Below are 19,817 nucleotides of genomic sequence, written 5' to 3' on the forward strand. Positions count from 1 at the left end.
GCACCGTGAACGGCCGGGAAACCGAGGCCCGGCACGGCGGTCATGTGCCACTGGGCGGGATCAGGTCGCGGGTGCGGGCGGGGTCAAGGATGTCGGCGTCCTGTTCGAAGGGCGGCTCGGCTGAGCTCGGGGTGAGCAGGACGGTGCCCGTGCCGGACAGTTTCCGCAGGCGGGTGATAGCGTGGCGCGGCCGGCCCAGCTCTGGATGTATGCGGTGATGTCCGGCTTCTCGCCCCACAGCTCGGCGGCCATGTCGGAGTAGCGCGGAGCCCGGCTCGGCATAGAGGTGGAGATCGTAGCGATGGACAGGGGGAGACGGCCGTCACCTGGACCTCACCGGCCCCGCTCAGGTCCATCCTGCCGCGTCCGTGGTGGCGAGCCGGTGGGCATTTGAGGGCCCCAGCGATCAGCAAGCTGTTCAAGGCCGAGTTCGGCGTCCGACCCCAGGGAGTCCAGGGCGCGCGTCAGCCGAGGGTGAGACTCGCCACCGCCGGTCGCCGGCCTGGAGCGACCGAGGACGCGCGGACCTGGAAGTCGGCCGAGAACAGGCGGCCGAGATCGCCCGGGCGGCCTTCGAGGCAGTCGACGAGCAGGTTCACCGCCGCCTGCGCGGTCTGGCCGGGCAGGAAGCCGAGCGTGCTGATCGGCGGGTCGGTGTAGCCGGCCGCCGGGTCCTCCGTAGCGCAGACCAGCAGCAGGTTATCGGGGACGGATCGACCGAGCCTGCGAATCGCGTCAAGCAGGAGCGGCGGGCTGAGCTCGACCAGGGTGAAAAGCGCATCCGGCGGAACGGGGGCGGCCAGCAACTCCGTCACCGCGTCCAGCGTCTGCCGGACTCCGGGGGCGGGGAGGAACGAGATCCGGGGTTCGCGCCGCCGCTCGGCGCACCAGTCGTGGTAGGCGCTGACGGTCTGCTGGTGGAAGCAGGCCGTGGTCGCGCCCGCGGCAACCGCGATCCGCTCGGCGCCCGCCTCTTCCAGGTGGTCGAGGACCTGGCGTACGGCGGCGGCGTAGTCGAAGTCGACCCACCGGCCGATCTCCCGTGCCTCGTCGGCGGCCTCCGCCAGCGCCCTCCGGTCGGCGACCACGGGGACGCCGGCCACGAGAAAGTCCCTGACCATCGGGTCTCCCTGGACCGGGTCGATGACGAACACGCCGTCGAGCGGCATGTCCAGCCAGCAGTCGTCCGGCCCGTATGTGGGCAGCAGGACGACGCCGTAGCCGTGGGCCAGAGCCGCCTGGGTCGTGGCGGTGACGATCTGGGCGAAGTAGGCCAGCTCCGCGTAGACCCACGGCGTCTCGACGTACTCACGGGCCGCGACGCCGAGCAGGCGGGTATGCCCGGCGCGCAGCAACCGTGCCGTGGCGTTCGGGCGATAGCCGAGGGACCGTGCCACCCTTCGCACGTGCTCCCGGGTGGCGGCAGGGAGCCGTCCGGCCTCATTAAGCGCGTCCGACACGGTGGTCTTGGACACCCCCGCAGCGCGGGCCACGTCCACGAGGCGGACTCTGGGCCTGCGGTCTGACTGGCTCATGAGTGAGATCGTGTCATCTGGCCTGACGCTCCGCCACCCCTCTCAGCTTTGCAGAATCGTTCCATCGGGCTCTTGTGCAGGAACGTTCCTTCACGAATACTCGCTGCCACCCCAGCCGCACCCTTTCGTTGCGGCCCGTTCCGAAAGAGGTGGTCTGATGCGCACCTCCCATTTCGCTGCCACAACGGCACTGCTCGCGCTCGCGGTCGCTGCCTGCGGCGCCTCACCGGCCGGCAAGGACGGCCCCTCCGGCACCTTCGAGATCACCAACGACACCCCACCCGCCAAGGGCCCGGTGGACTCCGTGACCTGGTCGCTCTACGCCGAACCGCAATCCCTCGACTACGTGTACGCCTTCGACTACCCGCCCAACACCGTGCTCGCCAACGTGTGCGAGCAGCTCATGCGGATCACTCCGGACATGAAGGTGAAGCCCGGCCTGGCCAGCGCGGCCCGATCCCCCGACCCCAAGCGCTGGGTGTACACGATCCGCTCGGGGGTGAGGTTCCACGACGGCTCCACACTCACCGCCGACGACGTCGTCGCCAGCCTGCGCCGTCACATGGACCCCAAAGTCGGCTCGTACTGGGTCTCCGTCTACCGCAACGTCGACAGGATCGAGAAGACGGGGCCGACGGAGGTCACGGTCCACCTGAAAAAGTCTGACCAGCTCTTCAACGCGGAGATGGGCACCTCCGCCGGGACCGTCGAGAGCGCCGCCTTCCTGTCCAAGGAGGGCTACGGGACCCCGGACGTCGGCGTCAACTGCACCGGCCCGTTCTCCTTCGGCTCCTGGCAGAAGGGTCAGTCGATCACCCTCAAGAAGTTCGCCGGCTACTGGGACACGTCGCTGGCGCCGAAGGCGAACACGATCAAGAACGTGTTCATCTCGGACCCGGCCGCTCGCGTCAACGCGCTGCTCGCCGGCGAGGTCGACGGCGGCTACCTGCTGCCGTCCTCCGGGTTCCCCAAGCTCCGCACCGCCGCGAACGGCACGCTCTACTTCGGCCCCAACACGACGACAGTGAGCGTGATCCCCACCAACCTCAAGGGCACGCTCGGTGACGTCAAGGTCCGTAAGGCGCTGTCCATGGCGCTCGACCGCGACGGCATCATCAAGGCCGCCGCGGGTGGTGTCGCCACCCCGGCGAAGGCGCCCGGCGCCACCGGCGCCTGGGGCATCGCGCCGGAGGCGGCCAAGGAGTACTACGCAAAGCTCCCGGCACTCAACCGGGACGTCGCCGGGTCCAAGAAGCTGGTCGAGGAGGCCGACGCCACCGGCAAGAAGATCGTGATGGCGACCAGCACGCTCTCCCCGGAGATCGGCGTCATCGCCAACGCCGTGCAGGCGGCGGGCCAGGCCATCGGCCTGAGGGTCGAGCTGAAGGCGGTCGCCCCCGAGGCCTACACGGCGCTGTTCTCCGACCCGAAGGCCCGGGAAGGCATCGACCTGGTCATGACGGTCTGGTACGACTCCACCCCCGACCCGCTGGAGTTCTACGGGATCCTGACGACGGGCGACTTCGCCAACTACGGCGGCTACTCCAACCCCGAGTACGACGCTTTGGTCGATGAGGCGAGCGCGCAGGCCGACCCGGCCGCGCGCGCCGCGACGGTCGCCAAGTTGCAGGAGATCGCCGTCCGCGACATGGTGTGGATCCCGTTGTACGAGGTGCCGCACACTCTGTTCCTCAACAAGCGGCTCACCGGCGCGCCGACTGGCATCGCCCAGCTCGTCTTCCCGTGGGGCGCCCCCCTGGGATCGGCAGGTTGAGTTCGACCATGGCCGGCTTCCTCCTCCGCCGGATCGGCGGCATCGCCTTGACATTGCTGATCACGTCGTTCTTGGTCTTCGGTTCCGTCCATCTCGCCCCCGGTGACCCGGCGTCCTTCCTCCTGGGAGGCCGCTCGGCGTCACCGGCGGCCGTCGCGGCCATCAAAGATCAGTACCACCTGAACGACCCGTTCCCGATCCAGTACGCGAAGTGGATCGAAGGTGTCGTCACCGGCGACTTCGGCAAGTCGGCGCAGTTCAGGCAGGACGTCGGCGGTCTCATCATGGCCCGGCTGCCGACGACCCTGTGGCTCATCGGCTACGCCGGGCTGCTCATCATGATCGGAGGACTTGCGCTCGGTGCGGTGGCCGCCCTGCGGCGGGGCGTCGTCGACCGGCTGGTCCTCGTCGGCACGGGCGTCGCCACCGCCACCCCGTCCTTCGTCGCCGCGATCGGGCTGATCTCGCTGTTCTCCATCCAGCTCGGCTGGTTCCCCGCCTTCGGCAACGGGGGCGGCCTCGGCGACCGGATCCACCATCTGACGCTCCCGGCGGCGGCGCTCGCCCTGACCTTCGTCGGCCTGCTGGTCCGCGTCACCCGGACGTCCATGCGGGAGGAGCTGGGACGCGAGCACGTCGAGGTGGCCCGATCCCGCGGGGTCCGCGGCTCGGTCGTGGTACGCCGCCACGTGCTGCGCAACGCCCTCGGCCCGGTCACCACCGTGTCCGGGACCATCATCGCCGGCCTGCTGGTCGCCACCTCGATCGTGGAGACTGCCTTCGGCCTGTCCGGGGTCGGCCAGTTGCTCGTCAGCTCCGTCACCGTGAAGGACTTCCCGGTCGTTCAGGCGGTCAGCCTGCTGGTGGTGCTCGCCTTCGTCACCGCCAACCTCGTCGTCGACCTGCTCCATCCGCTCATCGACCCCCGTCTGTCCCATCCGAAGGGCGGCACAGTATGACCGCCGTACCCGTCCACCGGCGCAAGCTCCTCGCACCGCTGGCCCGTCTCGTCACAGGTGACAAGCTCGTCGCAGCCGCCCTCGCCCTGCTGGCCCTGCTGATCGTGGCGGCGGTGTTCGCCCCGCTGATCGCACAGCACGACCCCGACGCCGTAGACCTGTCAGCGGCATTGAGCGGCTCTACTCCCGAGCATCCGCTGGGCGCGGACCAGTCCGGGCGGGACGTCCTGTCCCGGCTGATCTATGGCGCCCGGACGGGGCTGCTCGGCCCGCTCATGGTCGTGATCGTGTCGACGGCGCTCGGCACACTGATCGGAGTGACGGCCGCCTGGTACGGCGGAGCCGTCGACTCCGTGCTGTCGCGCGCCATGGAGCTCGTCTTCTCCTTCCCCGCCCTGCTATTGGCGATCATCCTGGTGGCGGTCTTCGGCGTCGGGCTGACCGCGCCGGTGATCGCGATGAGCGTCGCTTACGCGCCATACGTCGGCCGGTTGGCACGCAACGTGGCCCTGCAGGAGAAGGCCCGCCCCTACATCCAGGCGTACCGGGTGCAGGGCTGGTCCGGCTGGGTGATCTGCGTGAAGCACCTGCTGCCCAACATAGCGCCGCTGATCCTCGCCCAGTCCGCGATCAACTTCGGGTACGCGCTCATGGACCTCGCGGCGCTGTCCTTCCTCGGCTTCGGCGTGCAGCCACCCACGGCCGACTGGGGCGCGATGATCAACGAAGGTTCCACGTCCCTGCTCCAGGGCGCCATGCTGCCCTCCCTCGCCCCGGCGTCGCCATCGTCGTCACCGTGGTCGCCTTCAGCGTCGTCGGCGAGTCCATCGCCGACCGCGTCGCACGGCGGGAGCAACGATGACCGCGGCGCTGCTGGAGATCGAGAACCTGACCGTGCGGCTCACGGGAGGCGGGGCCGCGCGCCCCATCGTCGACGGTGTCTCGCTGCACGTCGCGCGAGGCGAGGCCGTCGGCCTGGTCGGGGAATCCGGATCCGGCAAGTCCGTGACCTGCCGAGCGGCGCTGGGGCTGCTTCCTGAAGGGGCTGCGGCCACCGGCGCCCTGAGGCTGGACGGGGACGACATCCTGACGATGTCGCCCGTCCGGCTCCGCGAGCTGCGCCGCCAGGACGTCTCCATGATCTTCCAGGACCCCAGGGCCTCCATCAACCCGCTGCGAAGGATCGGCGACTTCGTCACCGAGGGGATGCGGGCCGGCGGCGTGCTGCGTAAGGACGCGATCAGGCAGGCCGAGGACCTGCTGGAGTCGGTCGGCATCCACGAGCCGCGCGCGGCGCTGCGCAGGTATCCGCATGAGTTCTCCGGCGGCATGCTGCAGCGCGTAATGATCGCCGGCGCGCTCGCCGGAGAGCCCCGGCTGCTGCTGGCTGACGAGCCGACCACGGCGCTGGACGTCACCACCCAGGCCGAGGTGATCTCGATCCTCACCCGCCTGCAGGCCGAGCGCGACATGGGGATGCTCTTCGTCACCCACGATCTAGAGCTGGCCGCGGCGATCTGCCACCGCATCTACGTGATGTACGCGGGCCGGATCGTGGAGGCGCAGTCCGCCGAGGGGCTCTTCGGCCGGCCTCGCCACCCGTACACCGTGGGACTGCTGGCCGCGACCCCGCGGCTGGACTCCGACCAGGCGCCGCACGGGGTCCCCGGGCGGCCGCTGTCGCTCGCCGAGGCGCCTGCCGGATGCGCATTCGCGGCCCGGTGCGCCCACGCGCGGCCCCGGTGCGGCGAAGGGAAGCCCGTCCGTTGGGACGTCGACGGCGCCCAGGTGGCATGCCTGCGCGTGGAGGAGCTGATCGATGAGTGAGCACGCGCTGGAGGTCGAGGGCCTGCGCAAGACGTTCGGCGACCATGTCGCCGTCGACGGCGTCTCCTTCTCGCTACCTCCCGGCGGCTCCCTGGCCATCGTGGGCGAGTCGGGGTCAGGGAAGACGACCACCGCGCGGATGCTCGTCGGCCTCGAACGGCCAGACGCCGGCCGGATCCGCGTTGGCGGGCGGGACCGCTCGCACGCCGTGCGCGGCCGGGCCACCAGGCTGGCCCACGCCAGGGAGATCCAGATGGTCTTTCAAGACCCCTACCTCTCGCTCGACCCCCGCGTCACCGTCGCCGGGTGCGTCGAGGAGCCGCTGCGCCTGCACTTCTCCATGAGCCCAGCGCAACGCCGGGCCCGGCGCGACGAATTGCTGGCACGAGTCGGCATCGGCCAACGCGAGGCAGGCACGCTCCCCAGGCGGCTGTCCGGTGGCCAGCGCCAGCGGGTGGCGATCGCCCGCGCGCTGGCGACCGCGCCGAAGGTGCTGATCCTGGACGAGGCGACCGCCGCACTCGACGTGTCCACCCAGGCCCAGATCCTCGACCTGCTAGCGGAGATCCGCCGTGACACTGGCGTCGCATACCTCTTCGTCACACACAACCTGGCGCTTGTCCGGCACGTCGCCGACGACATCCTCGTCCTCTATCAGGGACGGGCAGTCGAGACAGGCCAGGCCCCGGACGTACTGGCCGCACCCGACCACCCGTACACCAGGCTGCTGCTCCACTCCGTGCCGCGACCCGGCTGGGACCCGGCCAGGATCGCAGCCGACCGGCGCGCCCTCGCGGCCGCCCTGCGGAAGACGCCGCCCGCTCCAACGCCCTCGACATCCCTTCGTTCTCACGCCGCAGAAACCGACTCCACGGAAAGGAGTGCGGCCGAGTGACCGACCTCCCCTACCTTCCCGCAACCGAGGCCTTGCGGATGTTCCGCTCGCGCGAGCTGTCTCCCGTCGAACTGATGATCGCGCTCATCGAGCGGGCCGAGGCCGTCGAGCCACTGGTCAACGCGATGAGCGAGCGCATATTCGACGAGGCGCTCCTCCAGGCGGAGCAGGCTGAGCGCGCCTACCGCGCCGGCTGCTCGCGCCCCCTGGAGGGATTCCCGCCGCCACGAAGGACGAGCAGCCGATCGCAGGACGGATCGCCTCAGACGGCACGCTGGCCCACGCCAGCCACGTGGCCGAGGTCACCCACCCGGTCGTCGAACGGATCGTCGCCGCGGGCGGCATCGTGCACGCCCGCACGACCACTCCGGAGTTCTGCTGCGCCGCGTTCACGCACTCGAAGCTGTGGGGCGTCACCCGCAACCCGTGGAACCTCGGCTATTCCCCTGGTGGCTCCTCGGGCGGTTCCGGTGCGGTGCTCGCCTCTGGCACCGCCGTTCTCGCCACCGGCTCCGACATCGGCGGCTCGATCCGGCTGCCCGCCGCCAACACCGGCACCGTCGGTTACAAGCCGCCCTACGGCCGGGTGCCGGCGATGCCGCCGTTCAACCTCGACCACTACTGCCACGACGGGCCGATGGCCCGCACCGTCGCCGACTGCGCGCTGCTGCAGAACGTCATCGCCGGCCCGCACCCTCACGATGTGGTCTCGCTCCGCCCCGCCGTCCGGATCCCCGACAGGCTGGGCGACGTGGCCGGGATGCGCATCGCGTACGCGCCCAACCTGGGCGACTGGGAGATCGAGCCGGACATCGCCGCCAACACCTTGGCCGTGGCCGACGCGTTACGGGAGGCCGGGGCGGTCGTCGAGGAAGTCGCGGTCGGGCTGCGCCGCGCCGACGTCATGCGCGCCGCCTTCATCCACTTCGGTGCCGTATTCGGCCCCGTGGTCGGCCGGATCGCCGCCGCGCACGGTGACAAGCTCACCCGGTACGCGCTGGACTTCGCCGCGCAAGCCAGGACCACGTACGAGCGGGGCGGTGGCTTCCTGGCCGGTCTGGAGATGGAGGCGGCGATCTACCCGCCCGATCGGCGAGCTACTCGACGGCTACGACGCGCTGATCTGTCCGACCACCTGCGCGCCCGGCCTGCGGGCGGGCGAGGAGTATGTCGACACCAAACTCACCGTGAACGGCGTCGAGCTCGACCACTACATGGAGCACTCGCTCACCACGGTCTTCAACATCGCCAGCCGCTGCCCGGTGCTCGACGTGCCCTCCGGACGTGCCTCCAACGGCGTGCCGACCGGCGTGCAGATCGTCGGCCGCAGCTACGACGACGCCACCGTCTTCCACGTCGGCGCCGCCGTCGAGCACGTCCGCCCTTGGACGCACCGCCCGGAATCGCTTTGATCACTCCGCTCACGCGAGAAGGAGAAACCACATGACCGCCCCCGCCGACCTCGTCTTCCGCGGCGGCCCGGTGCACACGCTCGGACCGGTGCGCCCCACGGCCACAGCGGTCGCCGTCCGCGACGGCCGGATCGTCGCCGTCGGCGACCACCCCGACGTGCGGCCCCTGATCGGCCGCGGCACCGAGGTCGTCGACCTGGCCGGCCGCGCCCTGCTCCCGGGCTTCCAGGACGCCCACGTGCACCCCGTCCTGGCCGGCCTCACCATGATCCAGTGCGACCTGCATGACGCCCGCGATGCGGTCGAGGCGGTCGCGGCCATCCGCGCGTACGCCGAGGCGAACCCGGAGGCCGAATGGATCAGCGGGGGTGGCTGGTCCATGGAGTGGTTCCCGGGCGGAACCCCCAGCAGGCGCCTGCTGGACGCGGTGGTGCCCGACCGGCCCGTCCACTTGATCAACCGGGACGGCCACGGCGCCTGGGTCAACACCCGGGCGCTGGAGCTGAGCGGTGTCGACGCGAGCACTCCCGACCCGGCGGACGGGCGGATCGAGCGAGAGGCCGGCGGCGCGCCGCAGGGAACCCTCCACGAGGGCGCATCGCACCTGGTCGGCCGGCACGTCCCCGAGCCGACGGCGGAGATGATGCTGCGGGCGCTCCAGGCCGGCCAGCGGAGGCTGCACGCCGCCGGCGTGACCGCCTGGCAGGACGCGATGGTCGATCCGAAGGTGCAGCGCGCCTACCTGGCGGCGGCCGAGTCGGGGCTGCTCACCGCCCGGGTGGTCGGCGCGCTGTGGTGGGATCGCGGCAGGGGTGAGGAGCAGATCCCCGAGCTGCTCGCCCGCAAGGACGAGGTGGGCCGGTTCCGCACCACCAGCGTCAAGATCATGCAGGACGGCGTGGTCGAGAACTTCACCGCCGCGATGACCTCCTCCTATCTCAACGGGTGCGGGTGCCTGACCGGCAACCGAGGGCTCAGTTTCGTCGATCCTGAGGCGTTGCGCGGGTGCGTCACCCGCCTGGACGCCGAGGGCTTCCAGGTCCACGTGCACGCCGTCGGCGATCGGGCGGTCCGGGAGGCTCTGGACGCGTTCGAGGCGGCGCGCGCCGCCAATGGTGCCAACGACCACCGTCATCACATCGCCCATCTGCAGGTCGTGCACCCGGACGACGTGCCGCGGTTCGCCGCGCTCGGCATCACCGCCAACGTGCAGCCGTTGTGGGCGGCACACGAGCCGCAGATGGACGCGCTGACCATCCCGTTCCTCGGCCCGGAACGGGTGGCCTGGCAGTACCCGTTCGGGGATCTCGTCCGCGCCGGCGCCCCGCTCGCGGCGGGCAGCGACTGGCCGGTCAGCAGCCCCAACCCGTTCCTGGGCATCCACGTCGCCGTCAACCGCACGCCTCCGGGCGGGAACGCCGAGGTGTTCCTGCCGGAACAGCGGCTGAGCCTGACAGCCGCGCTGGTCGCCTACACGCTCGGCACGGCGCGGCTGAACCACCTGAACGCCCGGACGGGCACCATCCACAAGGGCAAGCTGGCCGACTTGGTGGTCACGGACCGCGACCCGTACGCCGTCCCGCCCGACGAGCTCGCCGAGACGTCGGTGCTGGCCACCTACGTCGAAGGCGAGCGCGTCCACACTGATCCGGCCTTTTGACGGCCCCAGCCGGAAGCGCGGGCCAGGGCCGCACGGCCTCGCCCGCAGCGATTGCGCCAAGCGGGCCCGGCCTGAGTACAGTCTGCCACCGAGTCGTCGTTCATCACCGCGGCACGGCAGGCGGGACGGCTTGTGTGCGGCTGGGAACTTCGACTCGGCGAGCAACGCGACCAACTGGAGCACCGGATGCCCCAGCGCTCCTCTCGTCCCGGATCTGAGCCGGGTCAGGACACGGGGGCTCCGTAGACGCCCATCTCGTAAATGGAGTACCCCCACGTTGTCTTGCGCCGTACGCCATGCATGCGGACGTACTGCACAGCTTGGTCCGCCGTGATCCGGATCACGTCGTTGCCGCATGTGTCCGGACGCTGGGTGGAGGCGGTGGTCCAGGTGGCGCCGTCGGCGGAGGTCTGGATCCGGTACTCAGCCGCGCAGGCGTTCTCCCAGGCCAGTGTCACGGCCGCGACCTTCGCCGGCGCGGCGAGCTTGACCTGCACCCATTCGTTGTCGGAGTAGCCGGAAGCCCAGCGGGTGCCCATCAGACCGTCGTTGACGTGCCGGGCGGCGAGCCGGTCGAGGCCCTGCTCCACGCTCGACGCGGTCGCCGTGCCGTCCAGGGCGAGGTTCTTGCCGCCGCCGGCGACGTCCCACAGCTGGATCCGGACGTCAGCCTGGACCAAGAAGACGTCGAGGACCCCGTCGCCGACCTTGGGCTGGACCGAGCCCCAGGTGTTGCGCGGCGGGCTGACCCGGACCGCGCGGGCCTGCTGCTGCAGTTCCCGGGAGTCGGCGAGCAACGCGTCGGCCCTGGTCGTGTCCCCGGCCTGCCGGGCTTCGAGCGCGTCGAGCATGGCGACCATCGCCCTGCCCCACAGCTCGGTGGCGGTCAGCCAGGGCGCGGCGTCGTCGGTGAATCCCTTCTCCACCGCGCCGCCGCGAATGGTGGCCGGGGCCGCGGCGACGGCGTTCGCGTACGCGCGCATCGCGGCGAGCGCGTCGGCGCGCCGTCCGTCGTCCCACGCCCGCCAGAAGTCGGCCACGCGGGCCGTGAGCTCGGGCGCCTGGGGCTGCCAGGGGGTGCTGCCGAAGGTCGGGGCCAGGTGCTCCAGGTCGCCGAAGACGAGCAGGGCCTCGGTGGACGCGCGGTCGCCGCCGGCCAGGTAGGCCATGGCGCGCGGCCAGCTCGCGGTCGCATCGTACGCCTTGTCGTTCCAGGTGAAGTCCGCGGTGCCGAAGACCGCGACCTTGCTGGCGTACGGCTGGTTCATCGGGTTGGCCACGATGCCGGACAGGTGTGCCGACAGGCCGGCCTCACGCTTGTCGTACGGCGCGAGCAGCAGTCGCCCGCTGGTGTTGCCGAAGTCGTTGACCGGGTAGTTGTCCCAGACGAAGACCTTGCGCCCGAACAGCGCCGACACCTTGTCAGCCTGCGCATTGGTGATCTCCGGGGGAACGACGTCGGTGCCCGTCCACATCACCACGACCGCGGGGTCGAGGGTGGCGCGCATGGTCTCCTTGTAGGCGGTGTCGGTCAGATCACCGTACTCCGTGGGCACCATCTGCAGCGGCCGGGCGCCTTCGTGGGTGGCGATGAAGTTCCGCTGCACGTCGTTGAGCAGGTCGACCTGGGCCTTTGCCGCGGCGGCGCGTCCAGGCGCGCCGAACGCGGCCTGATCCGCCGGGCAGTTCCACCGGGTGTAGCTGATGTCGTCCAGCGGGATGGAGAAGGCTCGGGTGCCCAGGTCGTAAAGCGCCTGGAGCTTCTGCTTGAGCACCTTGCGGTCCGCGGGGTCGGAGTAGCAGATCGACTCGCCCGGGGAGACGGCGAAGGTGAAGCGCACGTGGTTGGCGCCGGCTCGGGCCACCAGCTCGCCCAGCTCGGCCAGCTTGTCCGCCGGGTAGGGGTCGCGCCACCTGCCGCGGTGGTAGGGATCGTCCTTGGGCGCGTACACGTAGGTGTTGGCCTTGACGTCGCCGTAGAAGTCCATCTGGTCGAGGCGGTCGGCGTGCGTCCATGGCGCGCCGTAGAAGCCTTCGATGGTGCCGCGCAGCGGCATCGACGGGAAGTCGCTGACCTGCGTGCCCGCCACCTTCCAGCCGTCGTCGGACGCGACGAACAGCTGGCGCAGCGTCTGCACCGCGTAGAACTGGCCCGCGGCGTCCGTGCCGCCGAGGGCGATCTCCGCGTGCGGTTTGCCGCCCGAGACCCGCAGGGCGTAGCCCTCGGCCTGGTCCGGCACGGCCGTGTCGCCGAGCGCCTGCGCGATGTCCGGCCGCGCCGCCGGGCCGAGGCGCACCGTGAGCAGGCCGGCCTCGGCCTCGGGAACCCGATCGGGGGCGACGATGTCCACCCGGTCGGCGCCGTGCGCCTTGAGCTCCCTGACGAGGCGGTCGCGAGCCGCGGGGTCGGTCTGGTCGTCGGCGACCATGAGCACCCGGCTTGTGACGATGGCGGCGGCACCGCTGCCGGCGAGCGACTGCGGGGTCGGCGACACCGAGGGGACGGGCGCCTGCGAAGCGGAGGCGGAATGGGCCGCGGGCATGGGCAGGAGCGTCCCGGCACCCAGGGTCACGGCCAGCGTGAGGCAGGCCTTGGGGGTCATCTTGCGTTTTCTCACGAAGTCTCCAGCGGTCTCAGCGCGTCGAAGCGGTGTACTGCGCCCGGACCTGCTCGTCGGTCAGGGCTTGGGCGTAGACGGCGGCGTCGTCGATCGCCCCGTTCAAGGTGGTGCCGTTGAGCTGGCCGAAGTACGCCTGGGGCAGCGGGATGGTCTGCGGCAGTGTCTGACGGCGCTCCCCGTCGACGTACAGGGTGGTGGCCGTACCGTCGGAGACGAAGGTGAGCTGCGTCCACCGGCCCAGTGGTACCGAGTAGTCGAACGCGTAGTCCTGCACGCCGACGCTGGTGAAGCCGACCTTGCCGTCGGTGCCGTACTGCTCCAGCTTGATGTTGCCCTGTCTGGAGCCCAGCAGGTTGGCGTCGCTCAGCGTTCCGTCCTTACGCACCCACTAGGTGTAGGTCCACGGTCCGGAGAGGTCGAGGCCGCCGATGCCCAGCCCGTCACCGCGGCCGTTGAACTTCAACGCCTTGCCTGACCGGCCGTCCACGTAGGAGGGCAGGCTGTTGATCTGCGTGGACATGTGCAGGGATCCGGTCCCGTCGAGCACCGGGCGGACGTTCATGCCCGGCGCGCCGTCGTTCCAGCCGTCGGGGTAGGCCGCGGGCTCGAAGGAGTAGGTGTGGATCGGCCTGCCGTCGGTGGTGGGCTGCGGCGCCTCGAAGCCCTTCCACCCGGGCGCCTTGCCGATCCTCCTCTTGAGCTCGGCGAACTCCGCATAGGTGGTGGCGGGAGCGGCGTTGTGCCACATGGTGTTGCCGGCCGCGTCGCGCAGCGGCGCCGAGTACTGATCGGAGTAGGCGTCCGGCGCCCACATCTGGTAGTCGTTCCACACGTGCACGACGCCGCCGAGCAATTTCGGGCTGGCCTTGAGGCGCCAGGACGTGTGTGCCCACGCCGGGTTGCCGTACAACTTGTGCACGGCGTTGGCGGTGACGTAGAGGTTGCCCGACGGTCCGGCCTGGATCACGTCGTACGGCGCCAGCCGCGGGTCGTCGGCGTTGCCGAGCCAGTCCATGACGATGACGTCGTCGGCGACCTGCTGCTTGGGGGCGGTGGCGTGTTCGAAGCCGTTGTAGAGGATGGAGCGCCTGCCCTTGGCGACGACGTGCTCGTTCAACTGGTTGACATAGCCGTTGAAAAGGTCGCCGAAGGTGGTGAAGCGGTCGGCGTTCTTGGCGAGGAAGGCCTTGACCGCGGGGCACTTGGTGAGGTCCGCGGGCATCTCGTCGCCGCCGAGATGCACGTAGGGGCTGGTGAACCACGACATGAACACATCCAGCACGCGCCTGGCCGCGGTGACGGCCTCGGGCCGCATGATGTTCATCGCGAAGCTCGGGGTCACCCAGCCGTAGGTGTACTGCTGGCCGCAGGAGTTGTCCGGCGTGGCACCTGACCCGTCGGGGTTCGGCCCGTGTCCCATGCCGACCTTGAAGTAGTTCGAGACGGGATCGGCGTGTCCGGGGAACTCGAACCCCGGCACGATCTGCACGTTGTTCTCCCGGCCCAGCTCGATGAACTCCTGGATCTGGCGGCGGTCGTAGGAGAACTTCGCGGAGGTGAGGCCGGGCAGCTCGGCGCTGTGGAGGCGGAAGCCCTCCGGCTCCGCCAGATGCAGCAGCAGCATGTTCTGCTTGGTCCAGCCCATCTCCCGGATGGTGTCCTTGATGTAGTCGGGCGACCAGTACTTGCGCGCGGCGTCGATGGCGAACCACCGCTGCGGCTTGCTCGGGACGTCGACCACCTGTCCCTTGGGCAGGCTGGCGTGGCCCTCGTCCTGGCGCAGCAGTTGCAGCACCGACCGGCTGCCGTAGTACAGGCCGGCGGTGGTGTTCGCCTCGACGGTGACCCGATCGTCGACGGTGAGCCGGTAGCCCTCCGCTCCGAGCTCGTTCTCCTCGACGAGCCGCAGGCGGATTCCGTGGTCACTTTCCCGGGTTCCCGGGCGCGCCTCCGCCGGGCGTCCGGTCACCGTCGTGTAGTCACCGGCGATCGTCTCCGCCACCTGGGCGAGCGTCCGGTCGGCCAGGCCGGGCATCGTCGCGCCGGTCGTCGTCAGCGACCTCTGATCCGCCGGATAGTTCACCCCGGCGTCATCGGTGAGGGTGAGGCTCCCGGACCCCGCCTTCCAACTGGACAGCTGAGGCACCACGCCCGGCACGGCCGCCGCGGCGACCTTCTGGCTGTAGACCTCCACCTCCGCCAGGCTCAGCGGATCGGTGGCGGACTCGAGCTGAACTCGGACGTAACGCCCCTTGACGCCGCCCAGGTCGATGACGCTCGGCGTGCCCGCCACGGCCGTCTGCCGGGTCGCGGTCACGCCGGGCGAGGACTTCGCCTCATCGACGGTCCGCCCGCGGATCTCCTGCTCTGACGTCATCACCCAGTAGTTACGCAGGCGGTCGGCGCAGCAGTCCGTCCGATTGTGGATCCGCACCTCCGCCAGGGGGCCGGCGGCGCCCAGATCCACCTGCCACCACGCCTGGTCGGACGGCTCGGCGGTGTGGGTCACCGAGCCCTGCCCGAACACGCCGCTGGTGTTGCCGTCCACCGCCCTTTCCGGCACCCCGCCCCAGGCGAGGCTGCTCTGCGTCACGGGCTTGCCCAACGCCAGGTTGACCGGCGCCACCTCGACGGTGTCGGTGGCGGTCACCGTACGGCCGGCCACAGAGGCGGTCACCGTGACCGGAACGTTCCTGGACAGAGGCGTGCCAGCCGGAACGGTGATCCTCACGGGCAACGTGGCCGTCTGCCGCGGCTCCAGGGAGGCGACCGGGTGCAGACCTGTGATCGTCCAGCTCTCCGGCGTCAGACCGGTGGGGGTGAGGTCGCCGAGTGCGGTGTCTCCCAGGTTGGTGTAGGACAGCGTGCCGTCCATCGTGGCGCCTGGGGAGACGTGCGCCGGCAGGTCCAGGACCGCCCGGGCGATGATCGGCGCGTTCGGGGTGTGGATCCTGAAGGAGTAGGCGCTGCCAAGCGGATCGATCCCGCTTCCGCCCTCCGGCATGGTGACGACGATGTTGCCCGCGCTGTTGCGGTGCCACTTGAGCGCCGCCTGGGACGCGCCGCCGACCAGCGTGATCTTGGAGTTCGCCGTCACCGGCACATCCGCGCCGAGCGTCAGCGTGTTCCCCGGCCACGCCAGCGCGGTGGCGTACAGGTCACCCTTGTTCACCGTGTAGCGGACGGGTACGGCGCTGGCCGGCTCCTCGGCACGCGTCCAGTACGTCGAGCCGTAGATCGCTTCCCCGTTGGCCTTCAGCCATCGCCCGACATCGCGCAGCCGGGAGGCCTGCGCCTCGGGGATCGTGCCATCGGCATCCGGCCCGACGTCGAGCAGCAGGTTGCCGTTCTTGCTGACGATGTCGACCAGGTCGTGGACGATCTCGGTGGAGGACAGGTAGTCCTCGATCGGCTCGTTCTTGTTCAGCCCGTAGGAGAAGCCGATCCCGCGGCTGGACTCCCACTTGTTCGCCCTGATGTCCGGGACCTTCTCGTATTCTGGCGTCTCGAAGTCGAGCTGGTCGCCGCGGTAGCCGCCGGGCTTCACCCGGCACCGGTTGGCGACGGCGACTTCCTTGGGCTCGGGGCGCTCGGCGGCCTGGTTGTAGAAATGGGCGAGGGTGTCGCCCATTTTCCAGTAGTTCGCGTCCCGCTCCCACTCACCGTCGCACCACAGGATGTCCGGGTCGTAGCCGTCGATGAGCTCGTTCATCTGCGGCAGCATGTAGTCGGTGACGTAGTTCTCGCCGGTGGTGACACCGGTGTACGGGATCTGCGCTCCCGTATACGGATTGGTCGGCTGCCTTCCGGTGTAGTTGGGGTTGTACCACTCGTAGTTGGAGTAGTAGAAGCCTCGCTTCAGTCCCGAGCCCTCGGCGGCGTCGAACAGCATCTTGGCCAGGTCCTTCTTGGGGCCGTGATGCACGACGCTCCGGGTGCTCTGCTTGGTGTCCCACAGGGCGACGCCTTCGTGGTGCTTGGAGGTCAGCACGAAGTACTTGGCGCCGGCGTCCTTGAACAGCTTGACCCATTCGTCCGGCTGGTAGTTTTCGGCCTTCCAGTCGTCCATGAAGCCGTCGTAGTTCTTGCCCTCGCCGTAGGTGGCCCGGTGGTGGGCGTACGTGGCCGAGTTCTTGCTGTTCATGTAGTTGCCGTACCACTCGGCATAGCTCCGGCGCGGTCCCCATGCGGGGACGCTGTAGGCGCCCCAGTGGATGAAGATGCCGAACTTCGCGTCATCGAACCACTGCGGAGTGGGGTGCTTCTCCAGCGAGGCGTAGTCGCCGGTGTAGCGGTCGGGCGAGGCAATGCCGGCTGCGGAGGCGGTCGATGGGCTGGTCGTCAGGATCAGAGCCAGGGCGCCCGCTACGGCGGGCCCGCTGATGCGTAACTGGTGTCGGCGACGTGGTCTCACATGCGGCTCCTGGGGGAAGAAAGCCAGGTCCGGATCTCGAAAAGACCCGATGAATAAGGACGATAGTTATGGCACTGCGTGGGTGCAAGAGTTGCCGCCTGCCATTCGAGAAGAGGTCGAATGCACTGCTAAACAGGCTGTCGCGCCGTCGCGAGCAGACCGCACGACAAAACCCAGGACAAAGATCGGAGGGGCAGACCTCCGATCTTTATCCTGTTGCACTGCGAGGGACCTGCGCTGGTCCCTCGCGATCTCAAAGCATCAGCGCACCTACGCGGGGTCGGGCTCGGGGCTCATAGAGCGAGCCTCGAAGCGCCACAGCGAATATCCGAAGCCGGTCGCCCGCTTGATCCCTTGCATCCGCACGTACCGGGCCTTCACCGGATCGAAGGCGAGCTCGTCCACGCGGGCCCCGTCCGGCTTGCCCCGGACCGGGACCACCGTCTTCCAGGTGGTCGCGTCGTCGGAGACCTGGAGGTCATAGTCCCGGCCGGAGGCCGTCTCCCAGTCGAGCAGGACGCGCTGGACGGTCTGCGGGGAGCCGAGGTCGACCTGGATCCATTCACCGTCGCGGTAGGCGCTGGCCCATCGGGTCTTCCCGTCGCCGTCGGTGGCGTTCTCCGGTCCCAGGCTCGCCACCTCGGACGACGACGCCGTGGTCGGCCGGTGCAGCGCCAGGTCCGGCACCTCGAAGACTCGCATGCTCCACAGGGCGTACCCGTTCTGCTTCGTGCCCGCCTGCGTGCCGACGAGCCGTACGTGCCGTGCCGTCACCGGATCGAACGTGAGCGTGTCCACTCCCGCGGCTTCGCGGCCCGTACGGCCGGCGACGGTGGTCCAGTCCTCGCCGTCCCGTGACACCTGGACCTCGTAGTCCTGCCCGTAGGAGGGCGCCCAGTCCAGCTCGACCTTGCTGATGGCGACCGGCTTTCCGAGGTTCACCCGCAGCCAGGCCTCGTCTCCTGGACCGCTGGCCCACCGGGTGGTGCGCACCCCGTCGAAGGCCGCGGCCGCCTCACCGGCGGAGGCTGTCGCCTCCTTGCCCAGGCTCACCTCTCCCGACGCCGACGCGGCGAGCGTCGTGGAAACCTTCGTCAGCCCGGTGCCCACCCCGAGCTTGCGCACCGTGTCGAGGAAGGTGCTGTACGGCACGCCGGACTTGGCCCCGCTCCACATCTTCTGCGCCAGCACGCCGAACGTGGGCTCGACCAGCCCGTGCACGTCCAGCTCCGTGTAGGTGCCCTCGGTCAGGTCGTTCCACACCGCCGACATGGCTCCGAGCAACTGCGGGTCACCGGGGGCCACGCTCTGCCCGCCGGGGAAGACGTGCGGCTCCCACTGGTCGTAGAGGTACTTCCCGTCCAGCCCACGGCCGTGGTAGTAGCTCGCGAACGGGACGATGTAAAGCAGGGCGTCATTGGTGTTGATGAAGGAGTATCCGTCCCGCTTAAGCGCCTGTGGTCCGTACCAGCCGTTGTTCCAGCTGTTCATGGTCACGTCGCGGTCATAACCGGAGGTGTCGGTCGCCATGACCGACAGACTGCCCCAGGCCCGCGGCTGCTTGCCGAGCGCGCGGACGTGGGCGGCCATCTCGTTGAAGTAGACCTTGTAGCGGGGCTTGTCCACCGTGTACTCGTCGGCGCCGAAGTGCACGTCGGGACTGCGGAACCACGGCGTGAACTCGTCGAACACCGATTTCATGAACGCGGTGGTCTCCGGCTTGGACAGATCAAGGTGGTCGGACTCGCCGTTGTTGAGGCCGAGCGACGGGCGGAACCGGATGAACGCCAGCGAGTGGGCGGGCGCGTCGAACTCGGGGATGATCGTGACGCCGTTCGCGGCAGCGGTGTCCTCGAAGGAGTCCCAGTCTGCTCGATCATAGGCCCCGTCCGCGGAAGCCAGCCCGGCCAGCGCGGGATTGTCGGTCTTGAGCCGGAAGCCGGCCTGGACTTCGCTCCAGGGCTTGCCGCCCTTGAAACCGTTGTCGTTGAGGTGCAACTGCAGCTGGTTGAGTTTGAACCAGCCCATCAGCCGCAGATAGTCGCGGATGTAGTCGGTGGTGAAGAAGCGCCGTCCGACGTCCAGCATGAACCCGCGGACTTTGTAGTTGGGCCAGTCCACGGCCGTGCCCGCGGGGACCGAATCGCGACCGTCGTCGAGCAGCAGGATCTGCAGGAGGCTGCGGGTGCCGTAGTAGACACCCTTCGCGGTCGGCGCGGCGATCGTCACGTTGCGATCGGTGACCGTGAGGGTGTAGCCCTCTTCGGCGAACCGGGCGCCACCCGCCACGTCGGCAAGGACGGGATCGACTGACAGGACGATGTCGCCATCCTGCGGGATCCGCGGGGAGACGTCCAGCTTCCGCCCTGTCACCTGTTCGATCTCGGCAGAGAGCCGCGCACCCTGGTCATCGAGCTCGTCGACCTGCTTCTTGGCCAGCACGATCCGGCTGTGCTCGCGCAGCTCGAACGAGCCCGTTCCGCCCTCCCACTGCTGAAGAGCGGGCACCACCGCGGGCTTGGCGTTGAGGTCGGTGTTCGCAGGGATGGGTTCGGCCACTGCGGACGGCATCGCAAGGAGGGGCACGGATAACGCGAGCGCTACCCCTCCAACCAATCGGGGTACATGTCGATTCATGCGCACTGCGCCCTACTTTCGAGCGAGATTGTAAGACTTATACACGAATTTTGAGCGGGGGTATAGACCAGTCACGCTGTCGA

At 69.6% G+C, this 19,817-nt stretch carries 13 protein-coding genes and 1 pseudogene; 8 read left to right on the top strand and 6 right to left on the bottom strand.

Annotation, left to right across the window (positions count from 1 at the left end):
* Positions 1 to 464: 464 nt before the first annotated feature.
* The gene (locus ACTWPT_RS37665; RefSeq protein WP_443182288.1) at positions 465 to 1,535 is read right to left on the bottom strand and encodes a LacI family DNA-binding transcriptional regulator; all 1,071 of its coding nucleotides are present in this window, start codon (positions 1,533 to 1,535) and stop codon (positions 465 to 467) included.
* Positions 1,536 to 1,692: 157 nt separating this feature from the next.
* Here ACTWPT_RS37665 and ACTWPT_RS37670 point away from each other — a divergent pair, with 157 nt between their 5' ends.
* The 6 genes and pseudogenes from ACTWPT_RS37670 to ACTWPT_RS37695 form a co-directional block, all read left to right on the top strand.
* A complete protein-coding gene (locus ACTWPT_RS37670; protein ID WP_443182289.1) occupies positions 1,693 to 3,309 on the top strand; it encodes an ABC transporter substrate-binding protein in 1,617 nt (538 codons plus the stop codon).
* Positions 3,306 to 4,268: an ABC transporter permease gene (locus ACTWPT_RS37675; RefSeq protein ID WP_443182290.1), complete on the top strand. Its 963-nt coding sequence runs from the start codon at positions 3,306 to 3,308 to the stop codon at positions 4,266 to 4,268. Before ACTWPT_RS37670 ends, ACTWPT_RS37675 begins: the two co-directional genes overlap by 4 nt.
* On the top strand, positions 4,265 to 5,308 hold the full coding sequence (locus tag ACTWPT_RS37680; RefSeq protein WP_443182291.1) for an ABC transporter permease: 1,044 nt from the start codon (positions 4,265 to 4,267) through the stop codon (positions 5,306 to 5,308). Before ACTWPT_RS37675 ends, ACTWPT_RS37680 begins: the two co-directional genes overlap by 4 nt.
* Complete coding sequence (locus ACTWPT_RS37685) at positions 5,196 to 6,095, top strand: ABC transporter ATP-binding protein (protein ID WP_443182327.1); 900 nt, start codon at positions 5,196 to 5,198, stop codon at positions 6,093 to 6,095. Before ACTWPT_RS37680 ends, ACTWPT_RS37685 begins: the two co-directional genes overlap by 113 nt.
* Positions 6,088 to 6,990 carry an ABC transporter ATP-binding protein gene (locus tag ACTWPT_RS37690; RefSeq protein WP_443182292.1) on the top strand — a complete coding sequence of 301 codons (903 nt, stop codon included), beginning with the start codon at positions 6,088 to 6,090 and terminating at the stop codon, positions 6,988 to 6,990. The genes ACTWPT_RS37685 and ACTWPT_RS37690 overlap by 8 nt, the downstream gene beginning before the upstream one ends.
* Positions 6,991 to 7,246: 256 nt before the next feature.
* Positions 7,247 to 7,813: pseudogene (locus ACTWPT_RS37695) on the top strand (amidase family protein); the annotation flags it as partial.
* Positions 7,814 to 7,834: 21 nt separating this feature from the next.
* On the opposite strand, the gene ACTWPT_RS37700 reads toward ACTWPT_RS37695, so the two are convergent.
* Entirely contained in the window at positions 7,835 to 8,005 is a 171-nt protein-coding gene (locus ACTWPT_RS37700) for a hypothetical protein (protein WP_443182293.1), read from the bottom strand.
* 25 nt (positions 8,006 to 8,030) lie between these two features.
* On the opposite strand from ACTWPT_RS37700, the gene ACTWPT_RS37705 reads away from it, so the two are divergent.
* Entirely contained in the window at positions 8,031 to 8,402 is a 372-nt protein-coding gene (locus ACTWPT_RS37705; protein ID WP_443182294.1) for an amidase family protein, read from the top strand.
* A gap of 31 nt (positions 8,403 to 8,433) precedes the next feature.
* Complete coding sequence (locus tag ACTWPT_RS37710; protein ID WP_443182295.1) at positions 8,434 to 10,062, top strand: amidohydrolase; 1,629 nt, start codon at positions 8,434 to 8,436, stop codon at positions 10,060 to 10,062.
* Positions 10,063 to 10,286: 224 nt separating this feature from the next.
* Here ACTWPT_RS37710 and ACTWPT_RS37715 read toward each other — a convergent pair whose 3' ends face one another.
* The 4 genes from ACTWPT_RS37715 to ACTWPT_RS37730 all read right to left on the bottom strand — a co-directional run bounded on the left by ACTWPT_RS37715 (position 10,287) and on the right by ACTWPT_RS37730 (position 19,656).
* On the bottom strand, positions 10,287 to 12,680 hold the full coding sequence (locus tag ACTWPT_RS37715) for a beta-N-acetylglucosaminidase domain-containing protein (protein ID WP_443182296.1): 2,394 nt from the start codon (positions 12,678 to 12,680) through the stop codon (positions 10,287 to 10,289).
* A 16-nt stretch (positions 12,681 to 12,696) separates the two neighbouring features.
* Positions 12,697 to 13,068 carry a LamG domain-containing protein gene (locus ACTWPT_RS37720; protein ID WP_443182297.1) on the bottom strand — a complete coding sequence of 124 codons (372 nt, stop codon included), beginning with the start codon at positions 13,066 to 13,068 and terminating at the stop codon, positions 12,697 to 12,699.
* Between the two features lie 3 nt (positions 13,069 to 13,071).
* On the bottom strand, positions 13,072 to 17,097 hold the full coding sequence (locus ACTWPT_RS37725) for an alpha-L-fucosidase (protein ID WP_443182298.1): 4,026 nt from the start codon (positions 17,095 to 17,097) through the stop codon (positions 13,072 to 13,074).
* 270 nt (positions 17,098 to 17,367) lie between these two features.
* Positions 17,368 to 19,656 carry a discoidin domain-containing protein gene (locus ACTWPT_RS37730; RefSeq protein WP_443182299.1) on the bottom strand — a complete coding sequence of 763 codons (2,289 nt, stop codon included), beginning with the start codon at positions 19,654 to 19,656 and terminating at the stop codon, positions 17,368 to 17,370.
* Between the last annotated feature and the right edge of the window lie 161 nt (positions 19,657 to 19,817).

Origin of the sequence: Nonomuraea sp. 3N208 (assembly GCF_052245935.1) — a bacterium.
In the GTDB taxonomy this organism is placed as follows: Bacteria; Actinomycetota; Actinomycetes; order Streptosporangiales; family Streptosporangiaceae; genus Nonomuraea.